The 13,742-nt window shown below is 64.6% G+C and carries 11 protein-coding genes; 6 read left to right on the top strand and 5 right to left on the bottom strand.

Annotated features, from left to right (window positions below; genetic code table 11):
- Positions 1-51: 51 nt before the first annotated feature.
- Complete coding sequence (gene pyk / locus XH85_RS41380; RefSeq protein ID WP_091888192.1) at positions 52-1,488, bottom strand: pyruvate kinase; 1,437 nt, start codon at positions 1,486-1,488, stop codon at positions 52-54.
- The gene (locus XH85_RS41375) at positions 1,485-2,078 is read right to left on the bottom strand and encodes a DUF1036 domain-containing protein (protein WP_128936502.1); all 594 of its coding nucleotides are present in this window, start codon (positions 2,076-2,078) and stop codon (positions 1,485-1,487) included. Before XH85_RS41375 ends, pyk begins: the two co-directional genes overlap by 4 nt.
- A 168-nt stretch (positions 2,079-2,246) precedes the next feature.
- Here XH85_RS41375 and XH85_RS41370 point away from each other — a divergent pair, with 168 nt between their 5' ends.
- The 3 genes from XH85_RS41370 (at position 2,247) to XH85_RS41360 (ending at position 4,869) form a co-directional block, all read left to right on the top strand.
- On the top strand, positions 2,247-2,552 hold the full coding sequence (locus XH85_RS41370) for a DUF1244 domain-containing protein (protein ID WP_128936501.1): 306 nt from the start codon (positions 2,247-2,249) through the stop codon (positions 2,550-2,552).
- A 194-nt stretch (positions 2,553-2,746) separates the two neighbouring features.
- Positions 2,747-3,019, top strand: a complete 273-nt coding sequence (locus tag XH85_RS41365) for a DUF2312 domain-containing protein (protein WP_018641571.1) — start codon at positions 2,747-2,749, stop codon at positions 3,017-3,019.
- A gap of 86 nt (positions 3,020-3,105) precedes the next feature.
- Positions 3,106-4,869, top strand: a complete 1,764-nt coding sequence (locus tag XH85_RS41360) for an adenylate/guanylate cyclase domain-containing protein (protein WP_128936500.1) — start codon at positions 3,106-3,108, stop codon at positions 4,867-4,869.
- Positions 4,870-4,923: 54 nt separating this feature from the next.
- Here the strand turns inward: XH85_RS41360 and XH85_RS41355 are convergent, their stop codons facing one another.
- The 3 genes from XH85_RS41355 to XH85_RS41345 form a co-directional block, all read right to left on the bottom strand.
- The gene (locus XH85_RS41355) at positions 4,924-6,543 is read right to left on the bottom strand and encodes a peptidoglycan L,D-endopeptidase MepK (protein WP_128936499.1); all 1,620 of its coding nucleotides are present in this window, start codon (positions 6,541-6,543) and stop codon (positions 4,924-4,926) included.
- Between the two features lie 274 nt (positions 6,544-6,817).
- On the bottom strand, positions 6,818-8,992 hold the full coding sequence (locus XH85_RS41350) for a L,D-transpeptidase scaffold domain-containing protein (RefSeq protein ID WP_128936498.1): 2,175 nt from the start codon (positions 8,990-8,992) through the stop codon (positions 6,818-6,820).
- A 347-nt stretch (positions 8,993-9,339) separates the two neighbouring features.
- Positions 9,340-10,836 (bottom strand): sigma-54-dependent transcriptional regulator, encoded by a 1,497-nt coding sequence (locus tag XH85_RS41345; protein WP_128936497.1) that lies wholly within the window; start codon positions 10,834-10,836, stop codon positions 9,340-9,342.
- A 127-nt stretch (positions 10,837-10,963) separates the two neighbouring features.
- Between XH85_RS41345 and XH85_RS41340 the strand changes: the two genes are divergently transcribed.
- The 3 genes from XH85_RS41340 (at position 10,964) to XH85_RS41330 (ending at position 13,655) form a co-directional block, all read left to right on the top strand.
- Positions 10,964-12,916: a M3 family oligoendopeptidase gene (locus XH85_RS41340; RefSeq protein WP_128936496.1), complete on the top strand. Its 1,953-nt coding sequence runs from the start codon at positions 10,964-10,966 to the stop codon at positions 12,914-12,916.
- Positions 12,917-13,025: 109 nt separating this feature from the next.
- A complete protein-coding gene (locus XH85_RS41335; RefSeq protein WP_128936495.1) occupies positions 13,026-13,250 on the top strand; it encodes an AbrB/MazE/SpoVT family DNA-binding domain-containing protein in 225 nt (74 codons plus the stop codon).
- Positions 13,251-13,259: 9 nt separating this feature from the next.
- Entirely contained in the window at positions 13,260-13,655 is a 396-nt protein-coding gene (locus XH85_RS41330; protein ID WP_206734363.1) for a type II toxin-antitoxin system death-on-curing family toxin, read from the top strand.
- The last annotated feature ends 87 nt before the right edge of the window (positions 13,656-13,742 follow it).

Raw genomic sequence — 13,742 nt, 5'->3', positions numbered from 1 at the left:
GTCTACTGTGCATGGGGTTGTTTTCGCATTTTTTGTCGGAGCGACCGGACATCAGATATGGGCGTCGCCCTCGGGGCCGACCGAGGCGATGCGCACCATGTTGGTGGTGCCGGGAATGCCGAGCGGCACGCCGGCGACGATGATGACGCGCTGGCCGGCGCGGACGAAGCCGTCCCGGAACGCGATCTGGCCGGCGCGGCCGACCATGTCGTCCTGGTCGCGCGCATCCTCGGCTACAACGCAATGCACGCCCCAGACGACGGCGAGGCGGCGGCCGGCCGAGATGTTCGGCGTGATCGCCACGATCGGCGGCTTCGGCCGCTCGCGCGCGACGCGCACGGCGGTCGAGCCCGAGCTGGTCCAGCAGATCAAAGCGGGCAGGTCGAGCGTCTCGGCGATCTGACGCGCGGCGTCCGCGATGGCATCGCCCGCGGTGGATTCCGGCGCGGGGCGTTGCGCCATGATCACCGAGCGATAGGTCGGGTCGCGCTCGACCTCCTCGCCGATGCGGTTCATGGTCGAGACCGCCTCGACCGGGAATTTGCCGGCCGCCGATTCCGCCGACAGCATGATGGCGTCGGCGCCCTCATAGACGGCGGTGGCGACGTCGGAGACTTCGGCGCGGGTCGGCACCGGCGACTGGATCATCGATTCCAGCATCTGGGTCGCGATCACAACCGGCTTGCCGGCGCGGCGCGCCATCCGCGTCATCTGCTTCTGCAGGCTCGGCACCCGCTCCAGCGGCAGTTCGACGCCGAGATCACCGCGCGCCACCATCAGGGCATCGGAGGCCTCGATGATGTCGGCGAGGCGGTCGATCGCCTGCGGCTTCTCGATCTTGGCCATGACGGCGGCACGGCCGCGGATCATCTTCTTGGCTTCGAGCACATCGTCGGCGCGCTGCACGAAGGACAGCGCGATCCAGTCGACGCCGGTGACGAGCGCCGCCTCGAGGTCGGCGCGGTCCTTCGGCGTCATGGCCGAGACCGGCAGGTCGGTGTCGGGCAGGCTGACGCCCTTGCGGTCACTCATCTTGCCGCCGACCACGACACGCGTCACCGCGTGCTCCTTCGAGGTCTCCTCCGCGATCAGCCGCACCTTGCCGTCGTCGAGCAGCAGCGCATGTCCCGGCCGCAGCGCGGCCAGGATCTCCGGATGCGGCAGGTGGACGCGCGTGGCATCGCCCGGCGCCTTGTCGGAATCGAGGGTGAAGGTCTGGCCGTTCTGGAGCTGGACCGCGCCGTCAGTGAAGGCGCCGAGCCTGAGCTTCGGGCCCTGGAGGTCGACCAGGATGCCGATCGGCCGGCCATAGCTGCTTTCGACGTTACGGATCGTCGCCACCAGCTCCCGCATCTTGTCGTGCGGGGTGTGGCTCATGTTGATGCGGAACAGGTCGGCGCCGGCCTCGAACAGGCGGCGGATCATCGCGAGGTCTGAAGAGGCGGGTCCCAGGGTCGCGAGAATCTTGATACGGCGAAGGCGCCTCATGGCTTACTTCCAGACGGGGGCGGGGCAGCGCCTGGCGGGAGGCCAGGCGCGGGGGGCGTACCACCGGGCGGGCTATTGGGCAAACCCGGAACCCCGCCCGGACCGACCGGGCCGGGCAGGCCGGGCACGCGCTGCTGCGCCGGCTGTTCGTTGGCGTCGGTGAGCTGGACCGTCCAGGCCCGCTGCTCGCCGGTATCGACCTCGAAATAGCCGGTCCGGTCGTAGCCGCGCGCCAAGCAATCCTCGGTGCCGCGGATGGTGAACTCCTTGTCGCGCGAGCACATGAAGGCCTGACCCGACCATTCACCGCCACGGTCGTAGTCGATGGCGTAGATGTAATAGTAACGGGCGACCAACGTTCCCCGCAGCAGCGTCTCGCAGGAGCGGGACGAGATGTTCCACCAGCCCTCGGTGGTCCAGCCCTCGGCGTCTTTGTAGCCCAGCGCGATCCCGACCCGGCTCGATGTGTTGTTGCAGAGGCGGAAATCGGCGGACGCCGGGCTGGTCCAGAGGCACAGCAGCGCGACCGCCAGCACCGGGACCAACCGGGCGAGCATGCGAACGAGGGAGCGGGGAGATTCGGCGATCATAGTCGCGAAAAGCTATATCAGATCATTGACGATTTGGCGTAGGGGCCGGGAACTGTCCCAAGGCCGGGTTTCGGCCCGTTTGCGCCGTGATATGGCAAAATCTGTGACAGGACCCACCTGATCCCGTAAGGGTGACGGCCATCGGGGCAGGTCTTAAGGAATCCAGTTATGGCAATCGACGACAAAACCAGAACGGAGCTCGAGGCGGCCGCTTTCCGGCGCCTGGTCGATCATTTGAGGACGCGGACGGACGTCCAGAATATCGACCTGATGAATCTGGCCGGCTTCTGCCGCAACTGCCTGTCCAACTGGCTCAAGGATGCCGCCGACGCCCAAGGCGTCGCCTTAAGCAAGGACGAGAGCCGTGAGGCCGTCTACGGCATGCCCTACGAGACCTGGAAATCGAAATACCAGGGCACGGCCACGCCCGAGCAGCTCGAGGCGATGAAGAAGGTCCATCCCCACGGGCACTGAACGGCCGCCTGCGGCCTGCTGAGTCGTGCCGCACAACAGCTTTCTTCAGGCAGCTGCAGGAAGGTGTGGGCGCGCTGTGGACGAGCGCGATGCTGCCTTGAACGCGGAGGGCGCCAACCCTAAGGGTCTACGCAGCACGCGCGGTGAGGATGCCGGCGTCACCTCGTTTTGCCAGTTCCATTGGGAGTACCAAGATGGCCACCTCCGCCGCCGTCCGCGACGACGAGCCCGCGACGAAATTTGCCAAGGACCAGCTCAAATCCATCATCGAGCGCATTGAGCGGCTGGAGGAAGAGAAGAAGGCGATCTCCGACGACATCCGCGACGTCTACGCCGAGAGCAAGGGCAACGGCTACGACGTCAAGGCGCTGCGCACCATCGTGCGCCTGCGCAAGCAGGACCCCAACGAGCGCGCCGAGGCCGAGACCATTCTCGAGACCTACATGCAGGCGCTGGGAATGCTCTGAGGCGTCTCGCCCGGTAGGCGTTGCAGCGCACCAAGCTTGGGCGAAATCCCTTCATCTGCTAGAGTGCTCGGTGAAGGGACCGAGCGATGGATGTGCCGGGACCAGAGCGCAGGCTTGCCGCGGTCCTCGCCGCCGACATGGTCGGCTTTAGCCGGCTCATGGAAGTCGACGAGGCGGGTACCCTTGCGCGCCTCAAGACCCACCGGGTCGAGCTCATCGATCCGGCCATTGCCAAAAATCGCGGCATCATCATCAAGACGACTGGCGACGGCATGCTCGCCGAATTCCACAGCGTCGTCGACGCCGTGCTGTGTGCCGCCGAGGTTCAGCGCCGCATGGCGCGGCGCAATGCCGACGTCCCGCCGCCGCGATGGATACAATTCCGCATCGGCATCAATCTGGGCGATGTCATCGTCGATCAAGACGACATTTTCGGTGATGGGGTCAACGTCGCGGCGCGACTGGAGACGCTCGCCGAGCCTGGAGGGATCTGCGTTTCAGGCGCAGTGCGCGATCAGGTTGGCGACCGGCTCGACGGAGTTCAATTCGACGATCTCGGCGAGCAGAGCGTCAAGAACATCACGCGTCCGATCCGCGTCTTCCGCATTCGCCTGGCGGAGGGGCCTGCAAGCCTGCCCGACGCGACGAAGGCTGTTGCGTCACCGGTTGTCTCAAAGAAGCCGTCCATCGCCGTGCTGCCGTTCGCCAACATGAGCGGCGATCCGGAACAGGAGTTCTTCGCCGACGGTCTCACGGAAGACATCATCACCGAGCTCTCGCGCTTCCACGACTTGCTCGTCATCTCGCGAAACTCGACCTTCGTCTACAAGGGCAAGGCGGTAAAGGTCCAGGACATCGGCCGTGAGTTCGGCGTCGACTATGTCATCGAGGGCAGCGTGCGGAAGGCCGGGGGGCGCGTCCGCGTCACCGTGCAGCTGATCGATGCGGAAACCGACCGCCATATCTGGGCCGAACGTTACGATCGCGAGCTCGAGGATATTTTCGCCATCCAGGACGAGATGACCCGCGCAATCGTCGCGACGTTGCCTGGTCGAGTGGAAGCGGCAGCGCATGACCGCACCAAGCGCAAGCCGACCGAGAACATGCGCGCTTACGAATGCGTGCTGGCTGCAAAGCTCCTGCATCACCGTTCAACACGCGAGGACAACGCGCAGGCGCAGACCCTGCTCAACCGGGCGCTGGCAATGGATCCGAATTACGCCCACGCTCACGCCTGGAAGGCGTGTGTGCTCGGCCAGTGCTGGATCTACGGCTGGTGCGCTGACCGCGACGCGACCTTCGAGCAGGTGGCTTCTGAACTCGAGATCGCGTTGGCGCTCGACGACAACGACGCCGACGTGCACCGGATCCTCGCTGCGCTCAATCTGACGCGTCACGACTATGAAAAGGCCACCTATCACCAGGAGCGTGCGCTGGCCCTTAACCCGAACTACGATCTGATCGTCGTGCAGCAGGGAGAGCTCCTGACCTGGTTGGGCTTGCCTGAGGAGGGCATCGACTGGATCAGGAAAGCGATGCGTCTCAATCCTCATCATCCCGAGCGATTCTGGAGCCATCTCGGTCGTGCGTATTATTGCGCAGAGAAATACGCCGAGGCCGCCGAGGCGTTTTCAAGGATCACGCGGCCCGACTATACCCATCATGCGTTCCTTGCAGCGATATTCGCGCAGATGAACAATGCCGTCGCGGCTGGCGCTCACGCCGCGGAGGTCCTGAAGCGCGAACCCGGGTTCTCGGTGGCAGCCTATCTTGCAACCCTGCACTACAAGCGCGAGATCGATCGCGAGCGTCACGAATCCGGCCTCGTCAGGGCTGGCCTGCCAGCATGATCGATACGCGGGAGGAAGAATGGGGCAGGGGAGAGCTTTGCCGGGCCGCGGCTCTCAGCGCAGCGCGGCGGTACGCATGACGAAGGACGTCGTCTGGAGCTTTGCGGTCGCGCTGCCCGAGAAGCTGTCGCAGGACAGGCCCTGCATCGGGTCCTCGACAAAACCCATCGCGATCACGGCCTGCGGCTTGACGAAAAAGCGGCGCAGCGCCGCCGTATCGAGCTCGCCCATCAGCGTCACCGACATCGCACGACTGGCGCTCGGTGACAGCATCACGATCTTGAGCCAGATGCTGTCGCCCTTGGCCGCGGAGAGCCGGGTCGCGGTGGCGATCCTGCCATCGACGCTCTTGCCGACCACCGTATTGATCTCCGTCGCCTGAGCGAGGCTGCGCGTCGCGGAAGCGGGTCGGGCGGAGCGCGGGATCGGCGCAGAGGCGGCGACGACGTTGGCGCGATCGACCGGCGAGGCGGATGCCGGCGCAAAGGCCAGCGCCTGATAGGCCGCGCTGGAGACGCTCGCGGTGGCTTGCGGATCGGTGGCTGCGGCGAGCGCCTGGCGCGCCTTCAACGCGGCGACCTGAGCCGGCGTCGCCTGCTGTGGCGCAGCCGGTATGTCATCCCAGAAGCCGCGGGCATTGATGATGTCGGCGGGGGTCTCGGGCTTGCCAGTCGCCGGCTTGTCAGCCACGGGCGCGGCCTTCGGCTTGGGCGGCGCAACGATCTGCGCATCGGCCGAGGCGAGCTGGAGCGTTGCGGCCACTTGCGGCTTGGCGCGCGGCGTCGGCACCGGCTCGGCGGGTTTGGTCACGGCGGCGACCACGGTCGGCGCGGACGGTTTCGCGGCCGGTGCGCCCTCGTCATCCTCGTCGCTGCTGCTGGCGGCCGGAGCCGCCGACTTGCCCTTGAACAAGGCGGCGAAGAAATTCGTCTTGCTGCCGGAATCGTCGCCGCTGCCGCGTCGCTCGATCTCGGCCTTGGCGAGCTCATAGCCCTTCAGCGGAACGCCGTCCGTTGGCAGATGCACCGTTTTTCCGTCGGGGAAGACACGGGCGAGCTGGTCATGGGTCATGCGCGGCCAGTGCCGGATGCTGCCGGTGTCGAGGTGCACGAAGGGCGAGCCGGAGGTCGGATAGAAGCCGACGCCGCCGCGCTGGAGCCGCAGGCCGGCGAAGCGGATCTGCTCCAGCGGCACGCCCGGGATATAGAAGTCCATCGCATGGCCCAGCATGTGCTGGCTGAAGCGCGCCACACCGGAGGAGCGGCGGCGGAGCATGGCGTTGGTGGCGGGGGAGCGGTAGGAGGAGATGATCTGGATCGGCTGCTTGCCGTCGACGTCGCGATAGACTTCCCAGAGGATGTCGAACAGGCGACGGTCCATCACCGTCTCGTCCTGGGTGCGCCAGTCGCGCAGGAAGTGGTTGAGCTGCTTCAGCGCGGCTTCGTCATAGCGGCCGTCGCGTTTGAAGGTGACGGTGAGGTCTTCGCCGGAATGGGTGTGATGGAAGGAGAGCGTCTTGGTTTCGTTCAGCGCGGCGGCGTCATGAACCGAACCTGCGGCGGCAAGCAGCAATACGGAAGCGAGGCCGATCCGGGATCCGGCCTTCACTCCCGCATGGGACAACGACAGCACAGCGAATTGGCGTGCGAGACCAGTCAGCACGTATGAGCCCACCCAGTCGACGAGCGTTCAAAATGGACTCTCCCGCCAACCCCGTTAGCAGCGCGAAAGAGGGTGAACGCTTTCTTAAAGCGAGAAGGTTAATTCGAGGTTGACCTTCCCGCCCCCAAACCAAGTCAGAGTACGATCCTAAACGGTTGACTGTGGCAAAAAAACGCCCGCTCTCTGGGGCCCGGCTGGAGAACGGTTAACGTCAAGCGACCCCATCCAGGGGACGGGGTCGCTGATTTCATTGCAGAATTTTTGTGAACCAGGCGCTCAGCCGGGCTCAGCGGGTAAAGACCCGCTGCGGACGACGGCCGACTGGCGCTGGCGGCTGGGTCGGGGTCGGCGCTCCGAACAGCCGCTCGAAGAAGTTTGGCCCAGACGAGCCGAAGCCGCCGCCATTGTTGGCCACCGCCACGCCTGAGGGGAGCGTCGTCGCCGGGCGCGAATAGCTCGGCTGCGAATGCGCCACGATAGCCTCGAGGTCCTTGCCGCGATTGTTCTTCAGGATGTTGATCATGGTCGCGTCGCGGCCATAAACGTCCTTGCGGAATTGCAGCTTGCCGGCGTCATCCACGAAGGCGGTCTGATAGGTGATGTTGACCGGGATCGGGGTCGGGAATTTCAGGTCGATCTCGCTCTTGCCGTACATGCTGCGCACGCGCTCCGGCGTGTACTTGTCGCTCGGCATGGTGATGTTGAGCAGCACGGACGCGTACTGATCCGGGTTCTGCACGCGCATGCAGCCATGGCTGAAGGCGCGATCTTCCCTGGCGAACAGATGCTTGTCCGGCGTGTCGTGCTGATAGACCAGGAACTTGTTCGGGAAATTGAAGCGGATGCGGCCGAGCGCATTGGCTTCACCCGGCGGCTGCGAGATGTGCACCGAGCCGTCGCGGTTCTGCTCGAGCTTGAGGCCCATGCGCTGGAGCACGGTCGGATCCTGCTGAAGCGCCGGCAGATATTCGTTGTAGACGATCGACGGCGGCACGTTCCAGGTCGGATTGACCGTGATGTACTTCATCGTCTCGCTGAGCAGCGGGGTGGCATGCGTGCCAGGCTTGCCGGTGACAACGCGGGTGGTCCAGACCTGCTGGCCGCGCTGCATCACCTTCAGCGTGTAGTCGGGAATGTTGAGGATGACATAGGCATCGCCCAGCGCGGGCGCGCCGAGGTCGCGCGGCAGCCAGCGCCAGCGCTCCATGTTCACCAGCACCACGTCGATCTGCTTGTCGCGCTTGGGCGTGTTGAGCGCCTTGACGGTCTTGTCGTCGAGGATGCCGGTCGCCTTCATCTCGGCGCCGCCCTGGAATTTGCGCACGGCATCGGCGACCGCCGCGTCATAGCGGGTGTCGTTCGCGTTCTCGGTGATGCCGAGCTTGGCGCGCAGCTGTGGCACGCGCGGATCTTCTACGACGATCTCGGCCTGCTTCTTGCCGGCCGGGGTGTATTTCAGCGCCGGACCGTCGGCGATCTCGATCGCGGGGCCGTTGCCCTGGCCGCGCAGCTCCGCGAGCTTGGCCTTCAGCTCCTTGTAGAGCTTGTGCGGCGGGTTGTAGCTGTCGAGCGCCGCGGAGGCGTCCGTCGCTGTCGTGATCTTGGCGAGCACCTCGTTCGGGTCGACCGGATGTTCGGGATAGAGGATGTCGCCGCTGACCTGCGACCAGTGCATGCGGCCGCTCTGGGCCTGCCGCGCATAATCGAACATGCTGGCGGTGAGCTTCAGCTCGGCATCGGCGAGCGCATCGGGCGTGGTGGCGGCGGCGAAATCCGGCACCGGATAGTCGGCGGGGTTGAGGCCGTCGGAGGCTGCATCCTTCAGCCGCGCAATGACGCCCTTGGCCGCAGCGGTCAGGCTGCCGCCTTGGGTCCAGACCGGCGCGAAGTCGCGCGCACCGTAAAAATTCTCGATCGTCGCGCGCTCGTTCTTGCGGTCGAAATGGCGCGAGGCCTTGGCGCCGATGATGTCCCTGAGCTTGTCGGCGACCGGCTGGTCGGCGGCGGGAACGTTGCTCGCGGCCTTCACCGGCTCGGCGGCCGGAGTCGCAGCAGGTGCCGTCGCAGTGTCGGCCTTGGCGGGTTCTGTCTTCACAGGTTCTGTCTTCGCGGGTTCGGTCTTGGCCGTCTCGCTCTTCGGCGCCTCGGTGGCGGGCGAGGTGGCGACGTCGGAAGGCTTGGTCTCGATCTTGTCGGGCGCCGGTGCGACTTCGGCCTTCACGGGCTCTTTCGCAGAGTCCGGGATGGTGGCGGTTGTGTCGAGCTTGATGTCGGAGGCGGTCGGAGGCGGAACGTTGGCCGGCTCGGGGCGCGGGATCGCGGCCTCGATCGCGAGCTCGGCGGCGCTGCTGCGCGTCTGATCCTGCGCCAGGGCTGAGCTGGCCGACACCGTGAGGAAGGTCGCCGCGACCGTCATCAAGACACGGTCAAAGCCTGCACGGTGGTTCAAACAGTCACGCATTGTGTCACACCCCTCGGGTGAACTGTCCCTCTTGGAACAGCTTCGTTATCGTCTCTAAAACTTCGGCTAAATCGCGCCGGCCTCTCGAAAGTCGCACGCCTGCACGCAACGATTCATACGCAGACGATATACAGGCCCCGCTTTTGCGGCCAGCGCTACCCGGGACAACTCACGACAAACTGACGTCAAGGCAGCCTCTTTGGCAACGGATTATGCGCTTGCCCCACGCAATTTTCCCTGTGTCTGTCACTTCCAGGTCACGGTTCACGTCGCCGCCAAATTTCGCCGAAATGCGAAGGGCTTGCGGCCTCGTCGCAACATCAGGCAAGCCGCTGTTCAGATATGGCTCAGTGCGTCTCCTCATCGCTTTTCCCGCCATGGCCAGGCACGCCTGCTTCGTCGAGTTTGCGGTAGAGCGTGGACCGACCGATTTTGAGGCGGCGGGCGACTTCGGACATCTGCCCGCGATAATGCGAGATCGCGAAACGGATGATTTCGTTCTCCATGTCCTCCAGCGGGCGGACATCGCCGCTCGCGGTCAGCATGGAGAGAGTTCCCGCTGACGGGAAGGGAGCGATCGGTATTTCATTACCCGACACCAAGGAAGGCGCCGCGATCGGCTCGAGCAGCAGTGGCGCAGTCGGAATGTCGGCTGCAGGATGCGGCTGCGAGGCGAGCAGGGGGAAATCGCCGAGGCCAAGCTGGTCGCCGTCGCTCATCACCACCGCGCGGTAGACCGCGTTTTCGAGCTGGCGGATGTTGCCGGGCCAGTCGAGCTGGGCGAGGTGCGCCACCGCTTCGCCGCTGATGCCGGTGATGGGGCGGTTCTCCTCGGCGGCAAAGCGCGCCAGGAAATGCCGCAGCAGATGCGGAATGTCCTCGCGCCGGGCGCGCAGCGACGGGATCGTCAGCGGCAGCACGTGGAGGCGATAAAACAGATCTTCCCGGAAGTGTCCCTGTTTCACCCGCTCCAGCAGCTTACGGTTGGTCGCGGAGATGATGCGCACGTCGACCTTGACGGGCTTGCGGCCGCCGACCGCCTCGACCGCGCCTTCCTGGAGCGCGCGCAACAGCTTGACCTGCGCGGTCAGCGGCAACTCGCTGACCTCGTCCAGGAAGAGCGTGCCGCCATGGGCCTCGACGAACTTGCCCATGTGCCGCTCGGTGGCGCCGGTGAAAGCGCCCTTCTCGTGGCCGAACAGGATGGACTCGACGAGGTTGTCGGGAATCGCGCCGCAATTTACCGCGACAAAAGGTTTTGCCTTGCGCTCGCCGCTGCCATGGATGGCGCGCGCGAACATCTCCTTGCCGACGCCGGACTCGCCCTCGATCAGCACGGGAATCGAGGAGTTCGCCGCCTTCTGCGCGGCGCGCATCACGCCCGCCATCGCCTCGGAGCGGGTGATGATGTCGGAGAAGGTCAGCCGGCCCTCGCGGCTGTGACGGATGCGCTGCAATTCGCCCTTGAGCGCGGAGGCGTTGAGCGCATTGCGCAGCGAAACCTGAAGTCGCTCGAGGCCGACCGGCTTGACGACGAAATCGGCCGCGCCGGCACGCATCGCCGAGATCACATTGTCGATGCCGCCATGCGCGGTCTGCACGATGACGGGGATGCTGAGGCCGGCTTCTCGGATTTTCGCCAGCACTCCCATGCCGTCGAGGCCGGGCATCACGAGATCGAGGATGACGCCGTCGATGGCCGGGGCGTCGGGAGCGGTGAGCGCGGCGATCGCAGCGTCGCCGGACTCCACGACGATCGTCTCATAGCCGCATTTCTGCACCATGTTTTCGACCAGCCGGCGGGCTACAGCGTCGTCGTCGGCGATCAAAATACTGGCAGCCATGGTGTTCCCTGCACGCTACAACTATCTGTCTCGAATCGGGGCACTCTGGCCGAAGCCGATTAACGCACTCTTAAACCTTGATGCCCCCGCCCGCCGTCGCGACTGTTGAACACAGGTTTCCCACACAATGAATTCGCGCTCCAAGCCCGCTCTCAAAAAGTCTGCTCTCAAGAAGGCCGCTTCCAGCAAGCCCGCTCCCCGCAAGCCGAGCACCAGGAAATCCGCCGCCAAAGCAAAGTCCTCCAGGCCTTCGTCTGCCAAGCCTTCACTCGCCAAATCTTCACCCGCAAAGCCTGCAAGCAAGACCGGCAAGCTTCCCGAGTGGAACCTGGCCGATCTCTATTCCGGGATCGAGGCGCCGGAAGTGGCGCGCGATCTCGAAAAGATGGATGCCGATTGCGTCGCGTTCGAGACCGACTACAAGGGCAAGCTCGCGACAGGGACAGCAAACGAAGATGGCGGAAAATGGCTCGCGGAAGCCGTGCGACGCTATGAGGCAATCGACGATCTCGCTGGCCGACTCGGCTCCTATGCCGGCCTGGTCCACGCCGGCGACAGCGTGGACCCTGCGATTTCAAAGTTTTACGGCGACGTGTCCGAGCGCCTGACGGCGGCGTCGACGCATCTTCTGTTCTTCGCGCTCGAGCTCAATCGAATCGATGACGATATTTTGAACCGCGCGATGCAGGCCACCGAGCTCGTGCACTATCGTCCGTGGATCGAGGATTTGCGCAAGGAGAAGCCGTACCAGCTCGACGACAAGCTCGAGCAGCTCTTCCTGGAGAAGGCGCAGACCGGCTATTCCGCCTTCAACAGGCTGTTCGACCAGACCATCTCGGGCCTGCGCTTCAAGGTCGGCGCCAAAGAGCTCGCGATCGAGCCGACGCTGAATCTCCTACAGGACCGCGACGGCGCCAAGCGCAAGAGCGCGGCGGAGGCTCTGGCCAAAACCTTCAAGGCCAATGAGCGCACCTTTGCGCTGATCACCAACACGCTCGCCAAGGACAAGGACATCTCCGACCGCTGGCGCGGTTTCAAGGACGTCGCGGATTCCCGCCACCTCAACAACCGCGTCGAGCGCGAGGTGGTGGATGCGCTGGTTGCTTCCGTGCACGCGGCCTATCCGAAGCTGTCGCATCGCTATTACGCGCTGAAGGCGAAGTGGTTCGGCAAGAAGCGGCTCGCTTATTGGGACCGCAACGCGCCGCTGCCCTTTGCCGCGACCGACGTCATTGGCTGGCCCGATGCGCGGAACATGGTGCTGACGGCCTATCGCGGCTTCTCGCCTAAGATGGCCGACATCGCGGAGCGCTTCTTCACCGACCGCTGGATCGACGCGCCGGTGCGTCCGGGCAAGGTGCCCGGCGCGTTCTCGCATCCGACCACGCCGTCGGCGCACCCTTACGTGCTGATGAACTACCAGGGCAAGCCGCGCGACGTGATGACGCTGGCGCATGAGCTCGGCCATGGCGTGCATCAGGTGCTGGCGGCGAAGAACGGCGCGCTGATGGCGCCGACGCCGCTGACGCTGGCGGAGACCGCGAGCGTGTTCGGCGAGATGCTCACGTTCAAGCGGCTCCTTGCCCAGACCAAGAATGCAAAGCAGCGCCAGGCGCTGCTCGCCGGCAAGGTCGAGGACATGATCAATACCGTGGTGCGGCAGATCGCGTTCTATTCGTTTGAACGCGCGGTCCACACCGAGCGCAAGAACGGCGAGCTCACCGCGATGCGACTCGGCGAGATCTGGCTGTCGGTGCAGGGCGAGAGCCTGGGGCCCGCGATCGAGATCAAGGCGGGCTACGAGAACTACTGGATGTACATCCCGCACTTCATCCATTCGCCGTTCTACGTCTACGCCTATGCGTTCGGCGATTGTCTCGTGAACTCGCTTTATGCGGTCTACGAGCATGCGGCCGAGGGCTTTGCCGAGCGCTATCTCGACATGCTCGCCGCGGGCGGCACCAAGCACTATTCCGAGCTGCTGCGGCCGTTCGGGCTCGATGCCAAGGACCCGAAGTTCTGGGATGGCGGGCTCAGCGTCATCGCCGGGATGATCGACGAGCTGGAGGCGATGGGCTGAGGCGCGAGCCTGCCTCATTTGTAGGCAGGGAAAGCGTAAAACATCTGTTGAACTGTCGCTGAGGCTGTGTTGTACATCTGTATAACACAGCCTCAGCGACGGTTCGGCCATGAAGATCGAGATCAAGAAGATCGGAAATTCGGATGGTTTGTTGCTTCCGCGCGAACTGATGCAGCGCCTCGACCTCAAGCGCGGCCAGCAACTGCACATCGTGGAACTACCCGGTGGCGGCTTCCAGGCGCTGCCCTACGATCCCGACTTCGCGCGAACGATGGAAATCGCCGACGGGATCATGGACAAATATCGCGACACGATAGCAGCGCTAGCAAGGTAGTCGGCTCGCATGAACGAGCTTCAGGAACCGCTTTGGATTGGCTACGCGCAGGCTGTCGCCATTCACAATCGACAGCTTCGCCGCTTTGGCGGCGCGCCGGGAATACGCGACGAAGACATGCTGCACTCGGCGCTGGAGCGGCCGCTCGACAAATGGAGCTCCGAGCAGGCGCCGCTGGACGAACTCGCCGCAGCCTATGCATTCGGCCTCGCGAAAAATGTTGGATTCGTCGATGGAAATGAGCGCATCGCTTTCCTGACGATGATGGCGTTTCTCCGCAAGAACAGCGCGGACTTCAGTCCTGATCCCGCGGAAGCTGCCATCATCATCGGCTCACTCGCCGCAGGCGAAGTCAGCGAGCAGAGCCTTGCCCGCTGGATCCGCGATCATTGGGATTCCAAATGAGTCCATTTGCGGGAAAACTGCGCGTCCGTGCCGTTGCCCTGTCCGGTTTATTGCGGTATTGCCAGCGAAGAATTCGACTTTCGACTG

The sequence above is a fragment of the Bradyrhizobium zhanjiangense genome, assembly GCF_004114935.1.
Classification (GTDB): Bacteria; Pseudomonadota; Alphaproteobacteria; order Rhizobiales; family Xanthobacteraceae; genus Bradyrhizobium; species Bradyrhizobium zhanjiangense.
This window is presented reverse-complemented; position numbering and strand designations above follow the sequence as displayed.